This window comes from Streptomyces sp. NPDC088915, from assembly GCF_044749825.1.
GTDB lineage: Bacteria > Actinomycetota > Actinomycetes > Streptomycetales > Streptomycetaceae > Streptomyces.
In genome coordinates this window covers 1-25,845 of sequence record NZ_JBIVIR010000030.1, presented here as the reverse complement: position 1 = coordinate 25,845, position 25,845 = coordinate 1, and the positions used below count along the sequence as shown (strand labels likewise).

The window sequence follows — 25,845 nt, the reverse complement described above, 5'->3', positions numbered from 1 at the left end:
CCCCCCTGTGGCGGTGGAGTCACCACGCTCTCTCACCCTCATGACAGTGCGCTCCATTCGGAAACCCAGAGCTGACCTGCGCCAAACCACAGGCCCTCACTGCCTCTCACTTCACTGAGCTCTTTTCATCCTGAATAGTCGCAGCTCAGCAGCGCGTGTACGGCTTGGATGACGGTGCTGGTGCGGCGGGTGGAGCATCGGGCTCGGCGGAAGATGCGCCAGGTCTTCAGCTGCGCGAAGGCGCGTTCGCCGGGCGTTCCGAGTCGTGCGTGGTCACGGTTGAACTGCTGGTAGTAATCGGGCTGTTCTCGGTGGTGGTAGCAGGGGGTGCGGAAGGTGGCGCCGGCGCCCTGGTAGACGCGGTCGGCCAGGACGAGGATCTCTCTGGTGAGACGGGCCTGCACGATCCCGTGGGCCCGGGCCGCGGTCAGGTCGTGAGTGCGGCCCGGTGTCCAGCGGAGGACCGGCTGCTCTCCGCCTTCTGTTCGGACAAGGCCTGCCTGCTCCTGGTACTGAGGCCCGGTCGCCCGGACTTGTTCCATTTCGGCGCTCTCCCGCCGGTTACGGTCTCCGCACGGGGTGGGACGGGCCTCCGGAGGAAGGGCGTTCCGGCCGGTGCGCTCCGCCGCCCGCCACCGCTTGTCGCTGGACGCCGCCTCGCACTCGGTGCGACGGGGAGCGGCGGGCCTCCTGCTCGGCCGCCTGCTTCGCGGCCTTCTCCTGCGCCGCCCGTCACAGTCGTGGAAGTGCTCGTGTCCCTGCCCCGCCACGGGTGCCGGGCGCGCTCCATCGGGTACGGGGTCGTGCGGTTGGGGTTGCGCTCGCCCATCCGGTCGAAAACCAGCAGCACCGGCGGGCGTGTCGCGTCGGCAGGCCGGACGCTGTGGCTCGAAAAGGGCCCACCGGGCCCGGTACGCGTCCCCGCACGCCGGATCCGGTCGCCGAACTGCCCGTGCCCTCACCTGGCAGTTCGGGCTTTCGCGTCCTCCGTCTCCGGGCGGCGGCGCCGCTTGGCCGCGACCACGGCGAGGACCGCCGCCAGGGCGAGCACCACCGAGCCGCGCAGCCACACCTCCGCCTCGATCTGGGTGGCCAGCAGCACGCAGGAGGCGGCGCCGAGAACGGGCAGGAAGCTCGGGGCGCGGAAATGACCGGGCTCGCCCGGGTCGGAGCGCAAGACGAGAACGGCGGTGTTGACGATCAGGAAGACCACCAGGAGCAGCAGCACGAGGGTGGAGGCCAGAGTGGCGACGCTGCCGGTCAGTGCCAACAGGAGGGCGGGGACGGTGGTGGCGGCGATCGCGGCCCAGGGGGTGCGACGCCCGGGCAGCACCCGGGTCAGGACGCCGGGCAGGAGCCCGTCACGGGCCATCCCGTAGGCCAGGCGCGAGGCCATGATGCCGGTGAGCAGGGCTCCGTTGGCCACGGCGACCAGGGCGACGGCGCTGAACAGTTTCGGGGGGACGCCACCGGCCTCGCGGACGACCTCCAGGAGAGGGCCGCTGGAAGAGGCGAGGACCCCCGTGGGCACGGCGACCGAGGCGGCGACGCCGACCAGGACGTAGACGGCCCCGGCGGTGGCGAGCGCGCCGAACAGGGCGCGGGGATAGGAACGCCGGGGGTCCCGGGTCTCCTCCGCGACGTTCACCGAGGTCTCGAAACCGACGAAGGAGTAGAAGGCCAGGACGGAACCGCTCAGCACGGCCGCTGCCGCGCCCTCCTCGGACGTGCCCAGCTGGACGAGCCGTCCCGGGTCGCCCTCTCCCCGCAGCAGCAGGACGGCGCCGAGTACCACGATGACCATCAGACCGCCGACCTCGACCAGGGTGGCGATGGTGTTGGCGCGGGTGGACTCCTTGATGCCCCGGGCATTGACCAGCGCCAGCAGGACGAGGAAGACCACGGCGACCAGTGCGACGGGCAGGGTGACGAAGGCGGCGAGGTAGTCGCCGGCGAAGCCGCGGGCGAGCGCGGCGACCGAGACGATGCCGGCCGCCAGCATGCAGAATCCGGTGACGAACCCCACCGCCGGACCGAACGCCCGGGTCGCGTAGTGGGAGGCACCTCCCGCCCGCGGGTACTTCGTCGCCAGTTCCGCGTAGGAGGCGGCGGTCAGCATGGCCAGCGCCAGTGCCACGAGGAGCGGCACCCACACCGCGCCTCCGGACGCGGCGGCGACCTGCCCCACCAGCACGTACACCCCGGCGCCCAGGACGTCGCCGAGGATGAAGAAGTAGAGCAGGGGAGTGGTCAGGATGCGGCGCAGCCCGGACGGGGAGGCGCTGTCCGTTCCGGCGCTCACCGAGGGACCGTCCCGACGCGGACGGCGGCGGCGCGGCGCGGCCGTACCGTTTCCACCTCGGGGACGGCATACCCGCCGACCTGCTCGTTCTTCTCTCTCATCGTGCCCCGCTCTCCGAAGAAGGGTGATCGTCTCCGCTGTCGCCCCTACCCCTTCCGGTCGGCTGTAGCGGCTCCCCGGACGAAAGGCCGGCAAGATCGTCTCCGGAGGGCGAAGCCGTCGGCTCGCGGAGTTCTGGTGCGGGTCCCGGATGCCGGATCCCTTGTGTCCCGGTGCGGGCGGGCGGCCGTGCAGCGGGCTTCCGGCGGGCCCGGCGACAGAGCCGCGCCGTCTCCTGCGCCTGTCGTGCCGTCGGCTGTCGGCTGTCGGCGCTGTGCGAGCCCCGCACTCGACCGACGGCCCCACCGCTCCCGTAAGGGCGTCGAACCAAGCGTCACCCCACCGCCCCGGAGCACGCGCTCGTTTCACCCCCTGGCTCCGGGGCATCCGGCCGTCATGGACACCTCAGCGCACACCGGAGAAGCGGTCGAGACCCAGGGGGACGAGCACCATGTCGTCCTCAGCGCCGATACCAACGGTGACGGCAAGCCCGACGTGTGGATGACCGACACCACCGGCGACGGGAAAGCCGACCTCTACCAGTTCGACACCACCGGCGACGGGCAGATCGACGTCACCATCGTCGAACGCGACGAACGGCCCGGTGCCGACCGCATGGTCGTCGAAGGCGATGCCGGCCACCCCCAGCAGGTCTGACCCCACTCCCCCGCACCGCTCCCGCGCGCGACAGAGCGTTGCGGGACACGTGAGCAGCATCCTCCCGGAAGGAACCCGCACATGCTCGGCATAGCCGCCGCCGTCCTGTTCTTCATCGCTTTCGTGATCAACGCAGCCGACATCGGCACCAACGACGTCTTCTCCTCCACGAACGTGATGCTCCTCGGACTCACCGCCCTGGCCCTGCACCTCGCCGGCGTCGGAGCCAACCGCACCGGCCACACCAGCGCCAGACGCCGACCCTGGTCCCGCTCCTGACCCCTGTAGCCGGCCGGCCCGCCGGGGATGACGAAGGCCGAGCCGCGGCGCGTCGCCTCTTGAGGCGGCCGATTCCGCACTCGGCCTCCGCCGTCCCGGAAGGACCGCTCGCCGCGGACCGCCCCGGCTCACTGCCTCCCGTGCTCCAGGTACACGGTCAAGCCCTCCTTCCGGGCCCGCACGCAGGCCCGCACCCGGCGTGCCGCCCTCGGTAGAAGCAGCTCCCCGACCGTGCCGACCTCGACGAACCTGAACTCCCGCAGTTCCTCCGCCTGAAGCCGGATCGCCGCCACCTGCTCCGGCGCGAGCCGGCCGCCGTCGAAGACGAACGCCACGCTCTCGCTGCGCCCTTCCCGGGGCCCCGTCCAGTCGACGCCCAGCAACGCTCCGGGCGGCAGGTCCAGACCCAGTTCCTCCAGGACCTCGCGGCGCGCGCCGGCCCGCGGTGACTCGTCCGCTTCGACCGCCCCGCCGGGGATCTCCCACGGCTCCTTGTAGACCGGATCGACGAGCAGCACCCTGCCCGCGTCGTCGAAGAACAGCACGCCCGCCGCCATTCGCTTGCGCGCCAGCCGCCGGTCGTACTCCGTCAGGGAAGCGATCGCGTCCACCATGAGCGCGAGCCTATGCCGTGGACCGGTCGGCCGCGTCGGGGAAGGGCGAAACGTCGCTCACGGCGGGATCACGATCCGCCGGGGCCCGGATCCTCGTCGATCGTGAACGGCCGTTCCGGCCGGGAGACGGAGCCCGCACCGGACGAGGACAGGCCCGTCCGGGACGGATACAGCGCCACCGGGGTCAGCCGGGAACGCAGTGGGCCGTGCAGGTCGAGACCCGGCAGCGGCGCGGGCGGGGCGCTGCCGCCCCGGGCCCGACCCGTGGCCGTCCTCCGGAGGTCGGCAGACCAAGCCGAAACGGCGGACCGGCACCGTGGTCCGGGACGGTCGCGCGCCGCTTGCGTTCGGGATGCCGATCGGGCACGGCCCGGTCGCCCCGGCCGTCGGCGACAGCGTCCTGCTCCTCCTCCGCATCGGGTCGGAAGACGCCGGGTGTCCGCGCGAGTGGTCAGGCGGTGGTGCGCAGCCCCGTCAGGAGTCGGTCGAGTGCCTGTTCCGCGGCCTGCGGGTCTCCGCCCCGCGCGATCCAGAGGGCGGCCTCGTTCATCGCCCCCGAGAGCAGCCGGGCCAAGGGCTCCACCGGCTGGTCAGCGATGATTCCGGTTGCGGCGAGCGTCGTCAGCGCCTCGGTGAGGTGCGGGGCCGAACGTCTCCCGCTCGGCCGCGCGGGCTGCCGCGTCGGTGACACGGACAGTGCTGACGGAGACCGTCGGCGGCGCGACGCGCGTGGCGGTGGAGGAGGCCCGGAACAAGCTGGTTCCCGGAGACCTCGTCTCGGCGATCGACCGGAACGTCGAGATCGAGGTCGGGAGCGAGTGGTGCAACCACAGCCCGACGTTCAAAGGCCTGACCGGTGACCGGTACGACGCCGAAGGCGTCCTCGCGCTACCCGGTAAGCGCAGCAGGTCGCGCAGACCGAGTGCCGTGGTCGGCGCTCACCGATTCGAGGCCGGAGTCGAGAAGCTGTTGCGGGGCCGGGGAGTGACGGCCGTCCCGGCGGCCGGGCATCTCCTCTCGTACACCTGTGCGGCGCGGACGCATGCGGCCCGGGGTCCGGTGGTGAGAAGCGTCGGGACGGCCGCGCTTCGCCGAATACGTGCATCCGGCTCCCCTCCCTGTCGGAGAATGCGGGGAATGGAGACCTGGATGCCGCCGGAGAGCGGTCCGTTCGTCGGGCGGGCCGAGGAAGTCGAGGAGCTTGCCTCCCTGTTGGGTGAGCGGCGGTTCGTCACGCTGGTGGGAACGGGTGGGATCGGAAAGTCCCGGCTCGCGTCACGCGTCGCCGAAGGCTGCGGGCCCGAGGCCTTCGCGGGCGTCCACTGGGCTCCCCTGTGGTCGTTGGCCAATGACTCCCTGCTGGTACCCCTGGTCGCCGACGCCTGCGGGCTGTCGGACCATTCGCCCGGCGAGCCCGTCGACACGCTGGCCGAGTGGATCGGTGTGCGCCGCGTCCTGCTGGTCCTGGACTCCTGCGAACATCTCGTGACGGCGTGCGCGGCGTTGGCGTCGGACCTCCTCGCGCGCTGTCCACGGCTCGTCGTGCTGGCGACCAGTCGCGAACCACTGGGCACGGACGCCGAGTTCCTGTTCCCCGTCGGTCCCCTGCCGGTCGATTCCGAGGCGATGGAGCTGTTCGCCGAACGGGCCGGCGCCGTCGGTGTCCGGTGGACGCGGCCCGAGGACTTCGTCGCCGCCGCCGAGGTGTGTCACCGGCTGGAAGGCGTACCCCTGGCGCTGGAACTCGCCGCCGCCCAGTTACGGGAAAGGCCGTTGTCCGCGATGGCACGGCTCCTGCGCAGCAGGCTGTCCCTCGCCGAAGCCCCCGGAAGCCGGATCCAGCCGTCGCGCCACCGTGCGCTGCGCACCACGATCGGGTGGAGTCACGAGCTGTGCGAACCGCACGAGCGGCTGCTGTGGGCCCGCCTGTCGGTGTTCCGTTCGGCCGTCACGGTGGACGACGCGGTACGGGTGTGCCGCGGCGGGCCGTTGACCGAAGCCGCCGTGGAGCGGGCCTTGGAGGGACTGGTCCGCAAGAGCGTCGTGACCCTGCGGGGCGGGCGTCTGCACCTCTTCGACTCCGTACGCGAGTACGGGGCGCTGTGGCTCGCGGAGCTCGGCGAGACCCGGACGACGGCCGACAGGCACGCGCGGTACTTCCACGAGGTGGCGCTCGCCGCCGAGGACTCCTGGTGGGGACCCGGGCAGGTGGCCTCCTCCGCGCGGCTGACCGCCTGCCACGGCGATTTGTGTGCCGCGCTGGAGCACCTGCTGGCCACCGATCCCGCGTCGGCCGCCGAGCTGGCGGGAGCACTCGGCTTCTTCTGGGCGTGTTCCGGTCATCTGCGCGAGGCGGCGCACTACCTGGAGGAGTGCGCACGCTCGGTTTCCGGGCCCGGGGCCGTCGTGGGGAAGCTGGCGTGGGGGCTCGGGGTGGTGCGCTGTCTGCGGGGCGAGTACGACACGGCGGCGGAGCTGGCGGACCGCGCCGAGGAGTGCGCGGTGCGGGTCCGGGACGCGACGCTCCTTGCCGACGTCGGCTACCTGCGCGGCCTGGTGATGCTGCTGCGCGGCGATCCGCCGGGCGCGTTGGCCGTCGCGGAGCGCGCTCTGACGGACGGGGGCGCGGCCATGCCCGCGGTGGTGCGGTGCCGGCTGGTGCGGGTCTTCGCGTTGACGGCGTCCGGTCTCCTCGAGGAGGCCCGGGCCGGGGCCGAGGAGCTGCGGCTCGACTCGGCGTCGGCGGGCGAGCAGTGGACGCGGTCCTACGCCGAGTACCAGCTCGCGGTGATGGCGCTGCGGGAGCGGCGGCCGGCCGATGCCGCCGGTCACGCCCGGGCCATGCTGCGGGGCAAGCGCCTGATAGGTGACGTCTTCGGCCTCGGTCTGGGGCTCGACCTGCTCGCGGTGGCCCTGTCGGCGCTGGCCAGGAGCGAGGAGGCGGCATCGGCGTACGGGACGGGCCAGGTGTTCTGGCAGATGGTCGGGCACCCGCAGCGGGGCACCCCCGAGCTCCAGCCGCTGCGGCGGAGCGCGGAGCTCGCGGCCCGGAAGCGGATCGGCGACAGCGCGTACGACCATGCGTACCGCCTGGCCACGCTGACGGATCCGTTCGCCGCGCTGAGGACGATCCTGGCGGAGTGAACGGAACGGGGGAAGAGGAGAAGTACGGGAGCGCCGACGCGCGCCGGTGCGGGAAACGGATGGCGGTACGGCGAAGCCGCCGCTTCGGTGGGCAGGGATGGAGGATCGCCCGAAGCCCTCGGAGGGCTGGTCGCCGTCGTTCCGCGCCGGCCCCGGTACTGCGCGGCGGGCCGGCGGCGATCCTCGCGTCCCCCGGCGATCAGGCCGTCGCCGGTGCTTCGGCGGCGAACCCTTCCACGAACTCCCGGGCGCGCCGGTCGAGATCGGCGTACTGTGCCTCCCGCTCGGCGTCCGTGGCCGCTTCGCCGACCAGGAGGTTGCCTTCGGCGTCGACGCTCTGCGGGCGCTCCTCCGCGTCGGTGAGCAGGCCGACGGTGGAGTGGGAGAAGCCGCAGTAGTAGGCGATGCCTTCGCTCAGACCGGTTTCGAGGACGGCCCGCATCCCCTTCACGAGGGGATCGTCACCGGTGGCGCCGGCCAGGCCGAGCCACAGGATGCGCTTGCCGGCGAGACGGGGCCTGCTGCGTCCGTAGGCGAACCCGTAGTTCCACACGCGGTCGATCCAGCCCTTGAGGAGGGCGGGCACGCTCTGCCAGTACACCGGGAAGACGGCGACGACGACATCGGCGTCGAGGAGGCGCCGCATGTGGGCGTGCACTTCGTCCGAGTACGGCTTCTCCCTGTTGCCCCAGTCCGGCTGGTCCGAGGTGTTCATCCGCGGGTCGAACCCCTCGGCGTGCAGGTCGAGCATGTCGATGCGGTATCCGGCGGCTTCGAGCCGGGCGGCGGCGCGGCGGGCCGTGTGCGCGGTGAGGGAGTCGGCGCGGTGGTGTGCGACGACCACGAGGGCTGTCCTGCTACGGCTGTCCTGCTGCGGCACGGTGTCTCCCGGCTGGTCTTGTTCGATGCGGTGAGTCCAGTACAGCTGTGGCGATGTGGATGATCCATGGGAGGAACGCTCCGGAACATAGGAGATCGTCTACGGTGTCTTCCGTGGATCCTTTGAGTTCGCTGCTGAGCGACGTCCGGGCCGAGGGTTCGGTCGTCAGCCACGCCGTACTGACGGCGCCCTGGAGCATCCGCTTCACCGACGACGCTCCGCTCACCATGATCAGCGTGCTGCGCGGCGGAGGCGTCCTGGTGCTGTCCGACGGCACCGAGCAGGTGATCGGCGCGGGCGACACGGCCGTCGTGAGCGGGACCGCGCCGTTCCACCTCGCGGACCGTCCCGCCACCGTCCACGGCCCCCACGCCGCGTACGAGATCGCCTGCTTCGACGCGGGCGCCGAGTGCTCCGGCCACGACCTCGGCGGTATTCGCTGGGGTGCCGACTCGGCGGGGGCGACCGCGTTGATCGTGGGTGCCTACCGCGCCTCGGGCCACCGTCACGAGCGGCTCCTGCGCGCCCTGCCGCCCGTCCTGGTCGTCCAGGAGGACGCAGAGGTCTGCGCCTGGCTGGAGACGGCCGCCGTCGACGCCGCCCGTCTCTCGGCGGGTTCGCAGGCGCTGATGGACCGGCTCCTGGACTGGGCGCTGGTGTGCACGCTGCGCAGCTGGTTCGACCGGGCCGGGGCCGGTGCCCCCAGCTGGTACCGGGGGCTGGCCGACCCGGTCCTCGCCCCCGCCCTCCAGGCCTTCCACGACCGGCCCGCCCAGGCGTGGACGGTGGCGTCACTGGCCGCTCGGGCCGGTGTGTCCAGGGCGCTGTTCGCCAAGCGTTTCACCAAGCTGATGGGCCGGCCGCCCCTCGCCTACCTCACCCAGTGCCGCATGGACGAGGCCGAGGCGCTCCTGACCGACACCGACCTCAGCGTCGCCCAGATCGGAAGGTCGGTCGGCTACGCCGACGCTTTCGGCTTCAGCGCCGCGTTCAAACGCCACAAGGGCGTGAGCCCCCGTACGTTCCGCGCCGCGGCGGCCTGAGCTTCGACCACGATCTCCCAGCGGTCCGATCGAGTCCCACTGGTTTCGTAGTCGTAGGCGCGTGCCGGGCTCCACGCCTTTCCGCCCGTGGACATCCATCCCGTCCCGTCCCCGTCGGAGTCGGTCCAGCGGGTCCACACCGCACGGTCGGTGGCGGCGACGAACTCCTGCTTCGTGCCGTTGGGAAGCTCGTAGCTGGTCACGCCGTATGCGCAGAGGCAGACACCGCCGCCGCGCTTGCACGAACTCGCCTGGGCAGGGGCAGCCGCGACGGCGAGTCCCGCCACAGCGACCAGCGCGAAGAACAGCCGCCTTGCACTTTTCCATCCGCGAGGTCCACGTCGCCGCCATTCCATGAGGCGCGGATCCGTCTCCGCCCGCGCGGGATGCTCCGGCTCTCTTCCGGGCAGCCCGCCTCCCGTGCGCGGGGCCGCCGGCTTCAGGCCAGGGCCTCCAGTCCGGGGCCGGTGAGGTCGGCCAGGGCGGTTCGGCGACCGCTGACGGCCAGGAGCAGACAGAGCGCGGGTCCCGTCACGGACGGGCCGGTGCCGGCGGTGAATCCGGTGTCCGTGGTGGTGAGCCGTATCCGGGTCAGCAGTTCCCGGGCGCCGCCGAACGCGGTGGGGGTACGGGTCTGGAGCCGGAGTGCTCGCATGACGGCCTCTTGCGGGTAGGCATGGGCGAGTCCGAGCGGTCCGCGGATGTCCTCGCCGTGCACGATCTCCTCCACCAGACGGCTGTCGAGGGGGCCGGGCGGGGCCGAGGTGCGGGACGCCACTCGCCGCAGACGGCGCAGCGTCTCTTCCGGGGTCGTCCCGCGCTCACGCTCCACACCCGCCGCGTTCTGGCGTTCGAAGTCGAACCCGGCCCGGGCGAGGCCGGTCAGGAAGCCCAGGCGGGTCGTCCTCGCGTTGTCGACGAGGTGGGCGGCCACGTCGTGGACCGTCCACCCCTCGCAGAGGGACACCGTCCGCCACTGCGCGTCGCCGAGGCCCGCGAGATCGCCGATCAGCGCGGCACGTTCGGCGTGGACCATCGCCCAGACGTGCCTCTTCGGGGTCTCCCTCTTCACGGTCTTCCTCGTTCCGCCGGTTATGGATGGGCGAGAAAGTAGAGACTCCGCGGCCGCCCCGAACTCATCGCCAGGCACGGGACCGGAGCGGCGAACACGCGCCGTACCCCGTCCTGGCGTGGGCCGGACCAGCCCGGACAGCCGGCGCCTGTCCGGGACGGCCGGTCCTCGTCGCTTCATCGCGCCGACGGTCAACAGCCCGTGTGGCACCCGGTCCGGTCGAACGGTCGCCGCGGCACGGCCCGCTACGTCGATGCGGGAACGAAGAGCCGATGATCCGACGGTCACATGATCCATTGGACAGTACCTGGGGGGATGGCCGGGCACGGCGCCGCCCCGTGCAGGAGGGTGGGCCCGGGCGAGGCGGGGCTGTTCGACCGGCTTGATCAGGACTTCGGCGGGGTGAAGGGGACCGCGGCGTTGTTGCCGCCACTGCCCCGCCCGGGGCACTTGTACCCGGACGGGGCGTCACCGCTGTAGCTGTTGCTGCTCCTGTAGGGGTTGTTCCCGTGCACCTTCACCTTGTTGTGCGGACCGAGCACGTCGAAGGTGACCTCGCCCTCCGTGCCGGTCACGAAGCCGTCCGGCTCGCTCGCCCACTTCGCGGTGACACCGGACCGGGCCGGGGAAGACGGTGTCCCGTTGTCGGACCAGGTCCCCCACCGCAGGCTCGCGCCGGAGCGGGTGAGCGGCTTTCTCGAGTTGTCGGTGAAGCCGGCGGACGGACGAGAGCGAGCAGTGCCTGCTTGAAGCGGTCGGGCCTGCGCCACCGGGTGTCGCAAGCCCGGCGATGTTCGTACAGCGGCCAGGAAACGCGCTCAACCGGCTCGTGGAGGACGTCGAGCATGAACACAGGCTGGAAGAGGCGCAGTTAATCGGATGTGTGTGCGGCGCGGAGTTGTTAGGTTTGCCGTGTGCCGAAGCTGAATCAGATCATCGCAGTCGAAAAGGGCGTCAAGTCCAAGGCCCTCCAAGAGCTCACCCAGGCTCACCAGGACGTGCAGAAGCCTGCCCTGCTGGCCGGCATCTCCCGGACCTACCAGCCCAAGGACGAGGAGGGCGAGCAGTTGCCGCCCGAGTCCACGCGGGTGCAGATCAAGGCCGAGGACGTTCTGCGGGCGACCGCCGGGACACTGACGAGGCTCTTCGACGTGACCGCGACGAAGGACTGGGCGAACCGGTCCGCGGTCGCGGACGTGGTGGTCGACGGAACGGTGCTGTTGCCCCAGGTGCCCGTCCCGTACCTGTTGTTCCTGGAGAAGCAGCTCACCGACCTGCACACCTTCGTGCGCAAGCTGCCGGTGCTCGACGCCTCCGAGTCGTGGAACCTGGACCCCTCGACGGACTCGTGGAAGACGGACCCGGTGCGGACCATCCGCACGAAGAAGGTGCCGCGCAACCACGTGAAGGCCGAGGCCACGGAGAAGCACCCGGCGCAGGTCGAGGTGTACTACGAGGACGTCCCGGTCGGTTACTGGACCACGGTGAAGTTCTCCGGTGCGCTGCCCGCCCGGCGGGTCAACGAACTCCTCGACCGCGTCGAGAAGCTCCAGCAGTCCGTCAAGTTCGCCCGTGAGGAGGCGAACAGCACCGAGGTCACCGACCAGCGGGTCGGCGACGCGGTATTCGGCTACCTCTTCCGGTAGCCCCCACACACGCCCTCCGTCGCGAGCGGAGGGTGCGCGATGAGCGCAAGCTGAAACTGATGTTGAAGCTGATGAAGGGGTGTCAGTTGGGGGTTCGAATCCCTCTCCCCGCACCACGTGCGGGGATGGCCCAAGCCTGGCAGAGGCGGCCCCGTAAAACTCAGATTCTCGCTCCAGTCTCAGTATTCGCCGCCGAACACCGGATCGACCGAGCGTGGGCGAACATCGACGGATGAGGGTTCAAGTCCCCCCGGCGCCTCTCTCGTGGCGCTGTAGTTCAAAGGCAGAACACGTCGATCTCAATATGACCTGCGGTTCTTAAACGCCGCCGGTGTGCGCAAATGGGTGGCAAGCTGGAGCCCGGGAGCTGGACATGCTCCCGGGCTCCGTCACCTTCCGGCCCGCGGCTGACGAGCTCGTACACGGCAAGCGGTGAGACGTCGCGCTCCGGATCGTCGACCACGGCCGGGTGGAGGTCGGTGTGGAGGGGCGACGCGGATGCTCGGCGACCTCCGTGGAGCGGACCCCGTGCGGCGCGTCGGCCGATTCCACTGACCTCGGCTTCGCGGCGAAGCGCCGCTCGCTCGACAACCGACGTCGCGAGCGGTACTGCTCGAGCGGGTGCGGTCACTGGTGGCACAGGCTGCCCGCTGCGGATTGACGCCTCCGTCGGCATCGGTCCGGCTGGGCTTCCGTATCAGGCGCGTACGCATCCCGATGGATCGGCCGCATCGAGTCGTCGTCACGGCGGCTCGCTCTCCGCAGTGGGCGTCCTCAGCCATACCGCAGACCTCCTGGACTTCAGCCGGGCGGTTTTCCGTCGTGACGCGGCAGCGGTCGGCACCCGGCCCCGTGCTTTGCCCACGACGGCGCCTGTCGCGGCCGTGATCCGCAGCGTCACAGGCCCGCACGGAGTGCGAGAAGGGTGCCGGACGGCCCCATCGCCCCAGTGGAAGGCAGGGTCACGGCCGCCGTGCTGCAGCACCCGCAAGGCATGCCTCGGGGGGAACGGACCGGGCGAGACCCCACGACGCTCGGACACACCCCCGTAACGGAAGCCGCCGTCACTGTCCTGAGCCGACTCGAACTCGTCCTCTCACCCGCGTGGGATGCTCCGGAGCCGGGCGGCTGCCTTCCGGACGAGTACGCCTCCTCCCCGCCGCACGGGGGTGCTCCACCCTCCTCTCCTCCTGGTTGGCCCAGGCCGTTCGCGGATGGTCTTGAGCTGGGGGTTTCGGGAGGACTCACACCGTCGTTCTCCTTCCACGGCGCGTCCGATGAGTTTGTGGCTCGCGACCGGTCCAAGCTTGTGACGCTCAAGAAAGGACACCGCCATGTCGGAGCTTCTCGTCGACTTCATCACCTCCCTCGACGGCTACGCGTCGGGAGAGGGATGGCCCGGCTTTTGGGGCCTGGAAGGCCCGGAGTACCTCGCGTGGCTCGGTGAGCAGCCCGAGGTCACCTACCTGATGGGAGCGAACACCTACCGCCTGATGTCGGGCTTTGCCTCAGGCGAGGTTCCGAAGGGCCAAGACGAGTTCAGGCCTGAGGAAGAGGAGTCTGTCAATGAGCTCACACAGGCTTCCAAGGTGGTGTTCTCCTCCTCGCTCGAGGAGCCGCTGACGTGGGCCAATTCCGCGCTCGTCCGTGACGATGCCGTCGAGGCGGTCCGCGCCATGAAGTCGAGCGGCTCGGGGCTCCTGAGCACGATCGGCAGTCTCATCCTGTGCAGGTCCCTGCTACGGGCCGGACTCGTCGACCGCTTCCGGGTCGTGATGTTCCCGGTGATCACCGGGGCCACGGGGGAAGAGCGCATCTACGACGGCTACCCGGACGTCGCCCTTGAGATGATCGAGCACCGCACCTTCGACGGCCGCATCCAGCTGGTCGAGTACAAGCCCCGTGTGCTCGAGCACCCGCCGCTCGGCGCCCCTGCGTGACGTCGCCACGCCTCGGTGTCGACCGCGAGCGCTGCATCGGAGCCGGCGTGTGCGCGATGACCGCCCCCTGACGTCTTCGACCAAGACTCCGACGACGGCCGCGTGCTCCTCCTGCACGCCGTCCCGCCCGCCGCGCAGCGGGCAACCGTCCGGATGGCCGTCGGCGTCTGCCCGTCCGGAGCGATCACCCTCCAAGAGCCGCGGACCGACGACTGCCAGGGCCTTTCCGGCTCCCCGGACGGCTGAAGGCCGCACACGTCGGGAAGGGACCGTACGACCCGCGGTCCAGGCGCCTGCGGGACGGCGAGGAAAGGGTCCACCCATGGCACAGCCCCACCGGCCGACCGGCACCGGTTCCCGTACTCATTCCCCAGGAGCCCCGGCCGCCCAGCGAGACCGGCTCCTGCGGCTGGGCACGCCGTCCGTCGCGGCAGCCGCGTTGACGGCGACCGTCGCGCTCTGCATGGCCCTGGTCGCCTTCGGGAACATCACGGACTTCGGGACCGACCAGCAGTTCGTCCGGCACGTCCTGAGCATGGACACCACGTTCGAGGACCCTGATCTGATGTGGCGGGCGGTCGAATCCCCCACCCTGCAGAACGCTGCCTATGTCGCCGTCATCATCTGGGAGACGCTGTCCGCAGCAGTCCTCCTCGCCGCCACCTGGCTCTGGATCACAGGACTGCGCCGCAACGCGTACGACCGTGCCCGCGCGGCAAGCACGGTGGGCCTGGTCATGGTGCTGCTGCTCTTCGGGGCGGGGTTCCTCCATCACCCGGTCCGTCACGTGCTCAAGTCGTTGTGGACCGGGTCCGTTGGAGCAAGCGCCGAGGGGGACGAGGCGAACAGGAGCCACGCTGCCGACGCGTGGGAGCGGGATCTGTCCTGGCTCGCCGAACCGGATCTCGCGGACTTCCGCTGGGGCCGCACCGACAGCCGTGTCTACGTCGAGATCACCTGTCGCGCGCAGACGATCGAGGTGGCATTGAGCTTCTGGGTCAAGCCTGTCGACGCCGGCTGGGTCATCGCGGGGCCGGGCACACTCTGGTAGGGCACACGAAGGGCAGCACGGTCCAGGTGTCGGCGTGATCCTCCCGTCGGCGGGCCATCACATGCTGCCGAGCAAGGACTCGGCCGGCCCGGACACCCCGCCCTCGCTTCGCATCAGCCCCGTGAGCCGCGACCTCAGGTCGGAAAGGGCTCACTGCATCGGTTCTGTCTGCGTCCACTTCCCTTTCTCGTGGTGAGGGCGCTTCGCTGCCGACGGTTCGCCGGGACGAGCCGGCCGTAGCAGAACAGGGCGCAGGCGGCTGTATCCCCGTACTGACACCGGGCGCAGCACTTTCAAGTCGTACGCCGTCATGCCCGCCAGCTCGCCGGCGAACGCCGTGTCGACCAGCACGGTGTCGGGACGCGCCACCGCGGTGAGTCGCGCCGCGATGTTGACCGCCGCTCCGTACACGTCGCCGTAACGGTGGAGAACCGTCCCGTGGGCGAGTCCTGTCCGCAGTTTCGGCAATCTCCCGTCATGGGTGGCCCGGGCGGTCAGTTCCAACGCGATGCCGGCGGCCACGGACGCCGACTCGCCCACGAAGAGCACCTCGTCACCGATGGTCTTCACCACCCGGCCTCCTCCTTCGGCGACCACGTCACCGATCAGGCTCTCGAACCGGTCGAGGACACGGGAAAGTTCGACGCTGTCCAACCCTCGGGTCATCCGCGTGTAGGCGACCATGTCGGTGAAGCCCACCGCCAGGTGGCGGATGTCGGCACCGTCGCGAGGTGGCTCCGGCTCTTCGCCCACGACGGTCTCTGCCCGGACCTGCTTTCGCCGTTCTCCTGCCTCCGAGCCCGCTCCGCGCTCCCCCGTGGACCGGTGAAGCAGGTTCTCTTCGTCCGTGGCAAGCATCCGTCCGGCATGGGCGGCGAGATGCCGGCGCCACACGTGCCTCTGCAGTAGCTCCATCTCCGGCAACAATCGCGCGGCGTGCTCCGTCAGTGCCGTTCCGTCTTGGCCGCCGTCTTCGCCGGGGTCACGGCTGAGCCAGGTCCACAGGGTCTGCATCTGCCATTCAGCGAGCCGGGAGAGATGGTGGCCCAGGGCGCGGGCCATGGCCGTCTCGCTCTCCTCGGTGACGAGCCCGGCCTCGATGAGCCGTTCACCCGACCGTAGCGCCTCGACATCGGCGTCGGTGAACACCCTCGCGTGGTCGTCGACCACCGGGAACCCGAGTGCTCGCCAGATCCGCGCCGAGCGCTCCGGTTCCACCCCGGACCGCTCGGCGATGTCCTGCCTGGTCCAAAGGCGGCCGCCGTCGAGCAGTACCTCCTCGATGGTCCGGTGCGGCCCCTCGTCCTTCGTCGGGTCGGCCACCGCCCTCCGTCCGGGCTCCGGCACGCTCATGTGGTGTGCACGATCAGCACGTCCAGCCCGGCCTTCCTCGCGATGTCGGCGGGCACCGAGCCGAGGATCCGCCCGGCGAGCGAGCGTAATCCCCGGTTCCCGACGACGATCAGGTCCGCCGCGTACTCCTGTGCGATCCGCTCCAGGGCCGCGACGGGTCTGTCCTCCACCGCGATCGATCGAACGTCTTCCACGCCCTCGTTCCGGGCTTTGTCCCTGGCGATGCGCAGGGTGTCCTCGGCCGGCGCCGAACCCACCACCTGGTACGCCTCGGCTCCCAACCGGTCCTTTGCCACATCCAGGTCGGGTCCGCGCATCGGAGAGTAGGCGCAGGCGATCACGAGTTCGGCCCCACAGGCAACAGCGAGGCGCGCCGCACTCGCGACCGCCGCGAACGACGACTCCGAGCCGTCCGTACCGACCAGCACAGTTCGATAGGCGGACAAGATCAATCTCCTTACCCGTCAGTAAACTTACTTTCAAGTAAGGTAGAGCGTGGTCGTCGCAGCGGGCAAGGTGTCGTGAGGAGGCAACCCGCCCGCACCTCACCATGCGGCAGCTCGCGCCGCTGTTCGGCATCTCACCCGCGCGGCCGGAAGCGAGCCTCGTCGGGCGACTCGTCTGCGCGCTCCTGTTCTGCCGGATCACGGACGGGGGGTGGTGGTGAGCGGGAGGCGTCGTGGCGGGTGCCGGGTCGTCCTCCCGCGTACGTACCGCCCGGCTGCCCGTCAGGTGGGGCGGCTGCCGCTCATCGCCACCGCCGGGATGACCGCGAGGGCGAGGGCCCCGGCCGCCGCCGCCAGGACCGGGTATCCGGTGCCGCCCATCACCAGTCCAGAGGCCATGCCGCCGGTCGCGCCCGCCACGGACGTCCCCACGTCCGCGAGGCCCTGCACCGCGGCCCGGTTCTCGGCGGGCGCGGCGTCCGTGAGCATGGCGGTGCCGCCGAGCAGGGCCAGGTTCCAGCCGACTCCGAGCAGGACCAGCGCGCAGGCCAGAAGCGAGGTGGAGGCCGGTGGGGCGAGGCCCGCGAGCAGACCCGCGCCCAGCAGGACGGCTCCGGCCGCGGTGGCGACCCGCCGCCCGCCGATCCGGTCCGCGAGCAGGCCGCTCAGTGGTGACGACAGGAACATCGCACCCACGTGCAAAGCGATGACCAGGCCCACCGCCCGCGTCGTGTGGCCGTGGTCCGCCATGTGGACGGGCGTCATGGTCATGACGGCGATCATCACGAGTTGCGCGGTGATCATCACGGTGGCGCCGGTGATGACGCCTGGGGCGGGGCGTCCCGTACGGCGGGCGCCGGCACCAGTGGTCCCCGGCCTCTGGGGTGGGGCCGGGGTCAGGAGGTCCGGGCGCAGCCACACCACCAGGACGAGCGCCGCGGCCGTGTACGCCGCCGCCGCGAGGAGGAAAGGACCCGTCAGCCGCGGCAGGCCCCAGGTGTCGGCGAGGTCTCCGGTGGGTCCGATCAGGTTCGGGCCCACGACCGCTCCCAGGGTCATGGCGAACAGAACGGTTCCGGCGGCCCGGCCGCGTCGTTCGGGTGGGGCGAGGTCGGAGCCCGCGTAGCGCGCCAGGAGTCCGGTGACCGTACCCGCCCCGTACACGAAGAGGGCGGCCAGGAGCAGGACGGGCCAGCGCGCCGCGGCTCCGGCGACCACGCCCGCGCTGCCCATTGCGGCGATGCCGTTGCCGAGCGCCAGTCCCGGACGGCGCCCGAAGCGCTGGCTGACGCGCCCGAGGAACGCTGCCCCGAAGGCCGCGCCGACGGTGTACAGCGCGGCCGGGAGTCCGGCCAGGCCGGTCGAGCCGAGCAGGTCCTGGGCGAGCAGCGCGCCGACCGTGATGCCGGCCGCCATGCCCGCGCCACCGAGCGTCTGCGCGATGCCGAGCACCGTCAGGGCGCGGCGCTGTTCCCGGGAGAAACCCGCCACCGTGGCCGGGGAGGCCGTCCGGGTCACGTGTGGTCCCGTACGGGGACCGCCGGTCCGTCGGGCGTCTCCGCCTCGCCGGCCAGGCCGGCTATCTCCGCCAGTGACATGCGCAGTTCGTCGTGCAGGAACCGCACGATCGTCCAGTGCGGCAGGGCGTCGGCGTCGAAGGGGCCGAACTCGGCGGTGTAGAGGGGGATCCAGCGCAGGGCCTCCTCGGCGGCGGTCTCCCGTCCGGGTGCTTCCTGGTAGGCGTCGTAGGAAATGCTCCGGTGGTGGATGAAGTGGCCGCCGGGCAGGCGCTGTTCGCACAGATCGCGGTACTCGCGCGTCTGCAGGACGAGGTAGTGCCATATCTCGTCGACGTCCTGCTCGACGGGGAGGAAGAGGCCGCCGAGCCGGCCGGGGTGGCGGGAGACGAGGTAGAGGTAGCGCAGGCACTCGCGGACCTGGTGTCGCACGACCGTTGCGGACGGGGCGTCCGGCTCGGCCGTGAAGTGACGTACCACCTCCTCGTGCAGAGTCGGGCCGAGCAGTTCTTCGGCGGTGGGCGCCCTGTCGGCGGCGTGGTCCGAGGGGGCGTGGGCGGCAGTCGTGGTCATGGGGCTCCTTCGGGGGTCGTCGTCGGGCGCGCCGGGCCGCCGCGTGCGCGGGGACGGCTCGTACGAGCGGCCTCGCGGGCCCGGGGGACGACGGGCGACGGGCTTGGTCAGGAAGGGTCGTGCGCGGTCAGCCAGGCGTACTTGCCGGAGCGCCCGACGGGGAGGGCGGTGCGGTGCTCCGCCTGACAGGCCCACCCGGTCAAGGCACCGACGGAGGCGGCCAGTTCGGCCGTCTCGCCGGCTGTGAGCGGCGCGTCGTCGAAGGTCGTGTACGTCAGGCGGCACCGGTCTTCGTCGATCAGGTGCAGCCGGTGCAGGAAGACACGGGCGCAGGCCTCGGCGATGCGGGCGTCCAGGTCGGCCTGGGAGACGAAGCCCCCGGGTGTGCGCAGCAGTTCCTTCTCCCGCCCGCAGAAGGAGACGATCCTCTCCGGATCGGCACTGCCGTCGCGTGTGCGGACGCAGTCGCCGGACCGGTAGCGGACCAGCGGCATGTAGGGGTTTCGGACGCTGGTGACGATGAGGCTGTGGATGCCGCTGCCCGGTTCCACGGGGATCAGCTCCACGCTCATGTCCTGCAGATAGGGCTGGTAGCGTCCTTCGGCGTCGCTGTAGAAGAGGTAGCCGAGTTCGGTGCTGCCGAAGAGGTCCACCACCGGGCAGTCGAAGTGGGCGCGTAGGTGGGCGCGGACGTTCGACGGCGTGTACTCGTAGGCGTGGACGATGCCGGCGGGACGGGGAAAGCCGCCCCACAGGCCCCATGCGGAGACTTTGCGGACCAGGTGCGCCAGGTGGTAGCCGGAACAGTCCAGCAGATAGGCGCCGTCGGGGTGGGCGGCGGCCGCCCCACGGATCTCGGTGAGCATGCGCTCGACCTCGTCGCGGTCCCAGTCGGCCGGGTCGAGGCGGCGGTTGAGGTACAGGGTGCGGTCGTCGAGCCAGCGCTCGCCGGGGGTGGTGCCGGGCTTGCGGGCGTTCACCCGGGCCACGTGTTCGGTGGCGAGGACGGTGGTCAGTGAGACCCGTCGGGCGCCTTCGTGCCACGAGGTGCCGAGATCGGGGTGCTCGCTCCACAAGCGGTAGTACGAGCGGAGCAGGAAGTAGGGCGGCCGGATGAGCCGCATGCGGGCGTGGTTGGTGCCGGTGGAGAGCACGAACTCGGCCTCTCCCGCCTCCAGCGCGCGGGCCAGCTCGGGAGTCATCCAGTTGTCGGGGAAACCGCGGGCTATCTCCGGCTTCTCCAGGATCGGAAAGTGACCGCGCTCGACGGAGGCACGGTAGATCGGGATGTCGCGCACCTTGTCCAGGACATCGGCGCTCGGCAGGCGCTTCACGGGAGCCCTCCGGGGCGGGTCGACGGCGGGCGGAGCGGGCGAGAGCTGTCGACGCGGCGACGGCCGCGCCGACAGCGTGGGTCATCGACGGGTCATCGGCGGGTTCGGCGGATCATCGGCGGGTCAGGAGATGCAGCCGCTCTTGGGGGCGGCGCTGATGCAGCCACTCTTGGTGGTGGTGCTGATACACCCGTCCTTGGCGGCCTGGGTGGAGTTGGCGGCGACCCACTTGTGCCACACGGACTCCTCCGTCATGCGCTTGATGAGCTGATCCATGGTGAGACCTCCTGGAATCGAAGAGACTGGGCGCACGTTCGTCAAGAGATGGTTTTGCGATGGTCATCCATCGGTATCGAACGTAAAGAGATAGTCAATCGACCGTCAAGAGCCGCCTTGTCGATTGACCTGAACCGCATGCCCCGCGCACACGGATCCCGGCTTCTCCATGAACGTCGGAGCGGCGGTCCCCTACGGCTCCACGGGGAGCTCGTCGCGGGAGCCCGCAGAAGGATGCGACTCAAAACCCCTGGGCGAACTCCGCCACGCTTCCGACCACTGCGGGGGGGGGAGACCTTAAGGCGACGCCTGGGAAGTGTCCGATGACCGCATGGTTGACGCGACAGGGCGGCCGACGGGGCGGACCGGGACTCACGGACGCGGATCCGGCCAAACAGCCCTCGCTTTCCGGGCTCTTTCCTGGCCGACACACGTAGTTAACCCTGCGCGTCACTTTACCTGTCTATGGTGTTCTTGACCATCAGTTGGGCATCTCTTGGTTCGAGCCATAGGCGTGAACTTGCCGGAAGGGAAGAGCGTGCTGCGAGTCACGACGACCCGGAGCGCGTCGGCATTCTGCGCCGTCCCGCCGCCCCGGAAGGGGCTGTGGATCCGCCGGCGGGCGACCAGAGGCGCGAGCGCGCGTGAAGGAAGCCGCAGCGGCGACGCGGGCAGCGCCTCAGACGTTCCGCCGCTGACCCGGTGGAGCGCCCCCCACATCTCTGTCATGCACACCCGACGCGCTGTCACGGCGCGCCAGGAGGAATCACCACACCATGCAGCCCCTCATCGACAACGCACGTAGTTTCGGACGGCGTCCCGAGGATTTCGCGGGCCTCGCCGCGGGCCAGTCCCCCGAGGTCCTGTTCATCACCTGCTCCGACTCCCGGGTCGTACCGGCCCTGATCACGGGCGCCCGGCCCGGCGAGCTGTTCGAGCTGCGCACCGCCGGCAACATCGTTCCCCCGTACGCCTCCGCCACCCCCACCGGCGAGGCGGCGACGATCGAGTACGCCGTGGAAGTCCTCGGCGTCGAGGACGTCGTGGTGTGCGGCCACTCCCACTGCGGCGCGGTCGGTGCCGTGGTGCGCGGTGACGACCTGGACTCGGTTCCCGCCGTACGGGACTGGCTCGCGCACGCCGCGAAAGAACCCGAGTGCTCCGACCCCGCCGACCCGACGGTCGCCGAGGCCGTGCAGAACCACGTCCTGACGCAGCTCCTGCGGCTGCGCTCCTACCCCTGCGTCGAGCAGCGCCTGCGAGCCGATGGACTCCGCCTGCACGGCTGGTACTACGAGGTTCACACCGGACTCGTGCGCGAACACCGCGCGGACACCGACACGTTCGAAACGCTCTGAGGGAACAGGTGATCACCGTGCTGTCCAGGTTCCCTCATTTACGTCAGGACTTCCTCGCCTCCGTCGTCGTCTTCCTCGTCGCGGTGCCCCTGTGCGTGGGGGTGGCGGTCGCCTCCGGTGTCCCGGCCGAACTGGGCCTCGTCACCGGCATCGTCGGCGGCCTCGTCACCGGCCTCATGCGCGGCAGCAGTCTCCAGGTGTCAGGACCGGCCGCCGGCCTGACCGTGATCGTCTTCGAGGCGGTCAGCGAGTTCGGGGTGAGCACGCTCGGTGTGATCGTGCTGATCGCCGGCCTGCTCCAGCTCGCCATGGGGTTCTTCCGGATCGGCCGCTGGTTCAGGGCCATATCCGTCTCCGTCGTCGAGGGCATGCTCTGCGGTATCGGCCTGGTGATCATCGCCGGGCAGATCTACGCCGCGGCGGGCCTGAAGGCTCCGGAGACCGGCATCGGAAAGATCACGGGCCTGCCCCGCGCGTTCGCCGACGCGTTCGGGAGCACCGAGGCCCTGGCTTCCCTCGCGATCGGCGCGGGCACCATCGCCGTCATCGTGCTGTGGAGGAAGCTGCCGGAGCGGGCGCAGTCCGTGCCCGGGGCCCTCGCCGCGGTGGTGCTGGCGACGACCGCCGCTCTCGGCCTCGGGCTGCCGGTGGCCACCGTCGAGGTGGAGGGCCTGCTCGGTGTCGTCCAGCCGCCCGGCGCCGAGGCTTTCGGCGAACTGGCCAGTCCCGCCATCTGGGGCACGATCATCGCGTTCGCGCTGATCGCCTCGGCGGAGAGCCTGTTCAGCGCGGCCGCCGTGGACCGGCTGCACGACGGTCCGCGCACCGAGTACGACAAGGAGATGGTCGCCCAGGGCACGGGCAACACGGTCTGCGGCCTGCTCGGCGCCCTGCCCATGACCGCGGTCATCGTCCGCAGTTCGGCCAACGTGAACGCCGGTGCGAAGACCAAGGCGTCGCGGGTCCTGCACGGCGTGTGGCTGCTGCTGTTCGCCGCCGCGCTCCCGTTCGCCCTGGCGCTGATCCCCCTGCCCGCGCTCGCCGGCATCCTCGTGCACGCGGGCTGGAAACTGATCCCGTTCCGGCAGGTCGCCGCGTTGTGGCGGGAGCACAGGGGCGAGGCGGCGATCCTGGTGGTCACGGCCGTCGCCATCGTCGTGGTGAACATGTTCGAGGGCGTCCTGATCGGTCTGGCCCTGGCGGTCGTCAAGACCGCCTGGGAGGCCTCGCACGTCAGGCTGGAAGTCATCGACAAGGGGGCGGGCCCCATCGAGGCGTATCTGGGAGGCAACGCCACGTTCCTCCGCCTGCCGAAGATCCTCGACACGCTGGAGTCCCTCCCGCAGGACCGCCCGGTCGAGCTCGACCTGTCAGGACTGCACCACCTCGACCACGCCTGTCGCACAGCGCTGGAGAGCTGGGCCGAACGGCACAGTGCGACCGGTGTCGAACCGGTGAAGCTCACCACTGCGGCCTGAGGCTTCCAGCACGGTGGGCAACTGCCGTTCCTCGTAGCGGGAATGGCTCTCCGTGATCGCGGCGATGCCTTCGAGGTGCTGGTCGAGTTCCTCGGGCGGCGCGGCCCGGTCGACCGCGGCGCGGAGGCCGGCGAGCAGGTGGGCGATCGTCGAATGGTCCTGCTCGAGCGCGCGCAGGACCGGACGCAGTTCGGGGTGCGCGGCCTCGACGGCGGGGAACAGGGTGCGGTCTTCGCCCTGATCGTGGCCGTCGAGTGCCGCGCAGAAACCGTGGCAGTACAGCAGCAGTTCCCGGGTGGCCGCCTCACCGCGGACGCCTTGGCGAGGGATGCGACGAGTACATCGTCGGGCTCCATCGATTCGGCGCCTCCATGCCCGACAGGCACTGCCACCGGCGCGCGGGGAGGGCGGAGGAGAACGGCCGCCTCCTGGTCCCGCTCCATGCCGTCCACCGAGGCGGGGCGGTGGGGATCCGGCTGAGGAACGCGCCGGCCGGTGGGGCGGCAGCGCGCCTTGCATCAGGTGGAGTCGAGCGACCGGATCAGCGGCTGAAGACCATGAACAGGATGACGGTCGCCACCACACCGATGAGCGGAGAACCCGGACGACCGACCCGACTGCCGAGGAAGAACATGCCGCCCACCTGCCCGTAAGCTCCTTGATCGCGTCAAGGCTTCGGATTGTGGATCTCCGTTCTCAAAGTCACGGGCGGGCGGTACAGTCCGCGTCGTGGACATACCCGATTGGTTTGTCTGGGTCGCACTGGGCTTGATCGTCTTGCAGCTCTTGGGCCTCGTTCCCGTCATCCGCCGCATGCGTGAGCCCGATCCCGCGGTGCGTTCCAAGGCGCGCCTCGACCTGCTGGAGACCATCGGTGCCCTGCTGAGCTTCGGCGGCGTACTCCTGAGCTTCACGGTGACGGAATCCTGGTGGTGGCTCCTCCTCGTCGGTTTCGCGCTCATGACCGCCGCCTACGCGGTGAAAGGCGTCCGTCTGCTCCGCGCCCGCCGCTCCGCGGCTCATCCGGAGAACACCCCGTAGACGGTCGGCGAGTTCCGGCCCGCCAGGCCATGGACACTCGGTGACCAGGGCCGGGCGTGAACGCGGGGGTCGTACGACGTGGGCGCACGCGGCCTGGAAGCACTCCTCGATCGCCCAGCGGGAGCCTGCCACCCGGGCCGGCTCGGCGGCCCCGTCCCCGATGCCGACGGGGGCGCAGGCCAGAGCAGTTGGACGTCTCTTAAGGGGTCGGGCGGGCTGCGTCGGGCCGTCACCCAGCGGTGACGGGTCGGCGGATCGGGGGCGAAGACGAGGTCGGCGGATCGGGGGCGACGACGAGGTCGGCGGGTAGCTCGGCCCCGGCCCAGTCATGGGTCCCCGGACCCCCACCCCGTTACCGCAGGACAGTCTCTGAGCTGCCGCCAACTTGAAGTAGCAGGTCAAAGGGCTGGTGTGACCGGTCCCTGGGCTACTCGTGCTGGTCGCAGGCGTGAGTCTGCGCGGTAGATCGTCTGTCTGGTTTCGGCGGAGGCGGCTGCGAGGCAATCACCGCGTTTCAGTACGGTTCCTCCATGGAGGATCAGCATCATCAGGATGGGGTCAGCGTCCAGCTGGGCAGCGGACAGGCCGCCGTGCCTGACGCCACCATGGTCGAGCGGACCGCGCCGGAGATAACCGTGTTTGCGTGTGCTGCCTGCGGCGCTGTGCTGACGGGGCCGCTGGAGCGTCTGCCAGCGGTGCCCGAGGCTCCCGATTACGCCTGGTGGGAGGCGGAGGAAATGGGGCCATCGCCGGCCACTGTGCCGTCCGGCTGCTACGCGATCGAGACGGAGCCGTACGGCCCGCCTCTCGTCGTTGCCGAGGTGCCCGGCCCGGTGATGCCCCGGCACGGAACTCACTACAACATCGACGGGCAGCCACTGGTCTCGCAAGGGCCACGAGGCAATATCGTCATGAACCCGGATGACTGCCACGGGTTGACGACGCGGCACGCCTCCGCCGCATGCTGCGGGGCGACTCCCGATGGGGGACTGAACCAGCTCTGCGCTTGCGGGAGACTGGTCGCGACTCTCTGCTCTGACTGCTGTCTGCCGTATGAGCTGCACCTCTCACCCGACCACGTACGGGCCTTGCCATCCCCCGATCCGGATTCAGCCTGACTGAGTTCGCGCGCCGCGACTTGGGCCAGAACCGCACCTCGCCTACGAGGTATCCATCAGCGGTGGATTGCCGGTTCTTGCTCCTCGGGGGCGGATGGCCCTCTACGATCCGGTCCATGCTGGATCCCGAGTTGCTGGAACGGATCACCGCGCGGCTTGCGGAGCTGGACGAACTCGAAGAACAGCTGGCCAAACAGCTGGCGGAAGTGCGAGCCGAGCGGGACGAACTCGCCGTCGCCGAACGCGTCCTTGAACGGATAACCGGGCAGCTCGCCGAGGAACGCGCCTCCAACAGACCGGTGCCCGGGCAGGTGGCTGGCCGGGCGGTGATGCTGATCCCGCACCGCGAACCGGGCATGGAAGAGGGCGCGCTCCCGTGAGACTACCAGCGCATCATCGCCGCCGTGCGGCAGGCCGCCGGACCGGTCATGGCCCGCGAGGTCGGCGAGGCGGTGGGGGTGGACGTCAGCGTGAAGGCCAAACTGGAACCACTGCGCAGCAAGCTGATCAGACTCGTCGACCGCGGCTAGCTGCGCAAACTGCCCGACGGCCGGTTCACCGCCCGCCTGTGACCAGGAGCACCGCCACGATCAGGAGTACCGTCACGCTGAGCCGCTCGACACG

26 protein-coding genes and 2 pseudogenes are annotated in these 25,845 nt (G+C 70.6%); 14 read left to right on the top strand and 14 right to left on the bottom strand.

The window, feature by feature from the left end:
- Positions 1-125 precede the first annotated feature (125 nt).
- Positions 126-458, bottom strand: a pseudogene (locus tag ACIP5O_RS35305) (transposase family protein); the annotation flags it as partial.
- 500 nt (positions 459-958) lie between these two features.
- Complete coding sequence (locus ACIP5O_RS35300) at positions 959-2,302, bottom strand: APC family permease (RefSeq protein ID WP_401301461.1); 1,344 nt, start codon at positions 2,300-2,302, stop codon at positions 959-961.
- Positions 2,303-2,797: 495 nt separating this feature from the next.
- Here ACIP5O_RS35300 and ACIP5O_RS35295 point away from each other — a divergent pair, with 495 nt between their 5' ends.
- Both ACIP5O_RS35295 and ACIP5O_RS35290 read left to right on the top strand, forming a co-directional pair.
- Positions 2,798-3,058, top strand: a complete 261-nt coding sequence (locus ACIP5O_RS35295; protein ID WP_356540234.1) for a hypothetical protein — start codon at positions 2,798-2,800, stop codon at positions 3,056-3,058.
- A gap of 81 nt (positions 3,059-3,139) precedes the next feature.
- Positions 3,140-3,337, top strand: a complete 198-nt coding sequence (locus ACIP5O_RS35290) for a hypothetical protein (RefSeq protein ID WP_356540232.1) — start codon at positions 3,140-3,142, stop codon at positions 3,335-3,337.
- A gap of 128 nt (positions 3,338-3,465) precedes the next feature.
- On the opposite strand, the gene ACIP5O_RS35285 is transcribed toward ACIP5O_RS35290, so the two are convergent.
- Entirely contained in the window at positions 3,466-3,951 is a 486-nt protein-coding gene (locus ACIP5O_RS35285) for an NUDIX domain-containing protein (RefSeq protein WP_401301459.1), read from the bottom strand.
- 451 nt (positions 3,952-4,402) lie between these two features.
- The gene (locus tag ACIP5O_RS35280; protein ID WP_401301456.1) at positions 4,403-4,642 is read right to left on the bottom strand and encodes a hypothetical protein; all 240 of its coding nucleotides are present in this window, start codon (positions 4,640-4,642) and stop codon (positions 4,403-4,405) included.
- Between the two features lie 446 nt (positions 4,643-5,088).
- On the opposite strand from ACIP5O_RS35280, the gene ACIP5O_RS35275 reads away from it, so the two are divergent.
- A complete protein-coding gene (locus tag ACIP5O_RS35275) occupies positions 5,089-7,095 on the top strand; it encodes an ATP-binding protein (RefSeq protein WP_401301454.1) in 2,007 nt (668 codons plus the stop codon).
- Between the two features lie 199 nt (positions 7,096-7,294).
- Here ACIP5O_RS35275 and ACIP5O_RS35270 read toward each other — a convergent pair whose 3' ends face one another.
- Entirely contained in the window at positions 7,295-7,975 is a 681-nt protein-coding gene (locus ACIP5O_RS35270) for an NAD(P)H oxidoreductase (protein WP_401301451.1), read from the bottom strand.
- A 104-nt stretch (positions 7,976-8,079) separates the two neighbouring features.
- On the opposite strand from ACIP5O_RS35270, the gene ACIP5O_RS35265 reads away from it, so the two are divergent.
- The gene (locus tag ACIP5O_RS35265) at positions 8,080-9,018 is read left to right on the top strand and encodes an AraC family transcriptional regulator (protein ID WP_401301448.1); all 939 of its coding nucleotides are present in this window, start codon (positions 8,080-8,082) and stop codon (positions 9,016-9,018) included.
- A gap of 439 nt (positions 9,019-9,457) precedes the next feature.
- Here ACIP5O_RS35265 and ACIP5O_RS35260 read toward each other — a convergent pair whose 3' ends face one another.
- Complete coding sequence (locus tag ACIP5O_RS35260) at positions 9,458-10,054, bottom strand: maleylpyruvate isomerase family mycothiol-dependent enzyme (RefSeq protein WP_401301507.1); 597 nt, start codon at positions 10,052-10,054, stop codon at positions 9,458-9,460.
- Positions 10,055-10,476: 422 nt separating this feature from the next.
- Positions 10,477-10,665 carry a hypothetical protein gene (locus ACIP5O_RS35255; RefSeq protein ID WP_401301446.1) on the bottom strand — a complete coding sequence of 63 codons (189 nt, stop codon included), beginning with the start codon at positions 10,663-10,665 and terminating at the stop codon, positions 10,477-10,479.
- Between the two features lie 339 nt (positions 10,666-11,004).
- On the opposite strand from ACIP5O_RS35255, the gene ACIP5O_RS35250 reads away from it, so the two are divergent.
- From ACIP5O_RS35250 to ACIP5O_RS35235, 4 genes and pseudogenes are all read left to right on the top strand, one after another.
- Positions 11,005-11,736: a hypothetical protein gene (locus ACIP5O_RS35250; protein WP_356540222.1), complete on the top strand. Its 732-nt coding sequence runs from the start codon at positions 11,005-11,007 to the stop codon at positions 11,734-11,736.
- 1,334 nt (positions 11,737-13,070) lie between these two features.
- Positions 13,071-13,676: a dihydrofolate reductase family protein gene (locus ACIP5O_RS35245; protein ID WP_401301443.1), complete on the top strand. Its 606-nt coding sequence runs from the start codon at positions 13,071-13,073 to the stop codon at positions 13,674-13,676.
- 102 nt (positions 13,677-13,778) lie between these two features.
- Positions 13,779-13,922: a ferredoxin gene (locus tag ACIP5O_RS35240; protein WP_401301441.1), complete on the top strand. Its 144-nt coding sequence runs from the start codon at positions 13,779-13,781 to the stop codon at positions 13,920-13,922.
- A 76-nt stretch (positions 13,923-13,998) separates the two neighbouring features.
- A pseudogene (locus ACIP5O_RS35235) lies at positions 13,999-14,445 on the top strand (DUF2165 domain-containing protein); the annotation flags it as partial.
- A gap of 432 nt (positions 14,446-14,877) precedes the next feature.
- On the opposite strand, the gene ACIP5O_RS35230 reads toward ACIP5O_RS35235, so the two are convergent.
- From ACIP5O_RS35230 to ACIP5O_RS35205, 6 genes are all read right to left on the bottom strand, one after another.
- Complete coding sequence (locus ACIP5O_RS35230) at positions 14,878-16,080, bottom strand: adenylate cyclase regulatory domain-containing protein (protein ID WP_401301439.1); 1,203 nt, start codon at positions 16,078-16,080, stop codon at positions 14,878-14,880.
- Positions 16,077-16,526, bottom strand: coding sequence for a universal stress protein (locus ACIP5O_RS35225; RefSeq protein ID WP_401301436.1), 450 nt, complete (start codon positions 16,524-16,526; stop codon positions 16,077-16,079). The genes ACIP5O_RS35230 and ACIP5O_RS35225 overlap by 4 nt, the downstream gene beginning before the upstream one ends.
- A 282-nt stretch (positions 16,527-16,808) precedes the next feature.
- Entirely contained in the window at positions 16,809-18,044 is a 1,236-nt protein-coding gene (locus tag ACIP5O_RS35220; protein WP_401301434.1) for an MFS transporter, read from the bottom strand.
- Complete coding sequence (locus ACIP5O_RS35215) at positions 18,041-18,616, bottom strand: hypothetical protein (RefSeq protein WP_401301431.1); 576 nt, start codon at positions 18,614-18,616, stop codon at positions 18,041-18,043. The genes ACIP5O_RS35220 and ACIP5O_RS35215 overlap by 4 nt, the downstream gene beginning before the upstream one ends.
- A 107-nt stretch (positions 18,617-18,723) precedes the next feature.
- Positions 18,724-19,950, bottom strand: a complete 1,227-nt coding sequence (locus tag ACIP5O_RS35210) for a hypothetical protein (protein ID WP_401301428.1) — start codon at positions 19,948-19,950, stop codon at positions 18,724-18,726.
- A gap of 123 nt (positions 19,951-20,073) precedes the next feature.
- Positions 20,074-20,226 (bottom strand): hypothetical protein, encoded by a 153-nt coding sequence (locus tag ACIP5O_RS35205; protein ID WP_401301426.1) that lies wholly within the window; start codon positions 20,224-20,226, stop codon positions 20,074-20,076.
- A 776-nt stretch (positions 20,227-21,002) separates the two neighbouring features.
- Here ACIP5O_RS35205 and ACIP5O_RS35200 point away from each other — a divergent pair.
- Together ACIP5O_RS35200 and ACIP5O_RS35195 are read left to right on the top strand one after the other, a co-directional pair.
- Positions 21,003-21,584: a carbonic anhydrase gene (locus ACIP5O_RS35200; RefSeq protein WP_401301423.1), complete on the top strand. Its 582-nt coding sequence runs from the start codon at positions 21,003-21,005 to the stop codon at positions 21,582-21,584.
- Positions 21,585-21,604: 20 nt separating this feature from the next.
- On the top strand, positions 21,605-23,062 hold the full coding sequence (locus ACIP5O_RS35195) for a SulP family inorganic anion transporter (RefSeq protein WP_401301505.1): 1,458 nt from the start codon (positions 21,605-21,607) through the stop codon (positions 23,060-23,062).
- Here ACIP5O_RS35195 and ACIP5O_RS35190 read toward each other — a convergent pair.
- Complete coding sequence (locus ACIP5O_RS35190; RefSeq protein ID WP_401301420.1) at positions 22,955-23,581, bottom strand: hemerythrin domain-containing protein; 627 nt, start codon at positions 23,579-23,581, stop codon at positions 22,955-22,957. The genes ACIP5O_RS35195 and ACIP5O_RS35190 overlap by 108 nt on opposite strands.
- Before the next feature lie 210 nt (positions 23,582-23,791).
- Here ACIP5O_RS35190 and ACIP5O_RS35185 point away from each other — a divergent pair, with 210 nt between their 5' ends.
- From ACIP5O_RS35185 to ACIP5O_RS35170, 4 genes are all read left to right on the top strand, one after another.
- Positions 23,792-24,103, top strand: coding sequence for a hypothetical protein (locus ACIP5O_RS35185; RefSeq protein WP_401301418.1), 312 nt, complete (start codon positions 23,792-23,794; stop codon positions 24,101-24,103).
- A 530-nt stretch (positions 24,104-24,633) separates the two neighbouring features.
- Entirely contained in the window at positions 24,634-25,221 is a 588-nt protein-coding gene (locus ACIP5O_RS35180; protein ID WP_401301416.1) for a hypothetical protein, read from the top strand.
- A gap of 116 nt (positions 25,222-25,337) precedes the next feature.
- Entirely contained in the window at positions 25,338-25,601 is a 264-nt protein-coding gene (locus ACIP5O_RS35175) for a hypothetical protein (protein ID WP_401301413.1), read from the top strand.
- A gap of 24 nt (positions 25,602-25,625) precedes the next feature.
- Positions 25,626-25,751 carry a hypothetical protein gene (locus ACIP5O_RS35170; protein WP_401301411.1) on the top strand — a complete coding sequence of 42 codons (126 nt, stop codon included), beginning with the start codon at positions 25,626-25,628 and terminating at the stop codon, positions 25,749-25,751.
- The last annotated feature ends 94 nt before the right edge of the window (positions 25,752-25,845 follow it).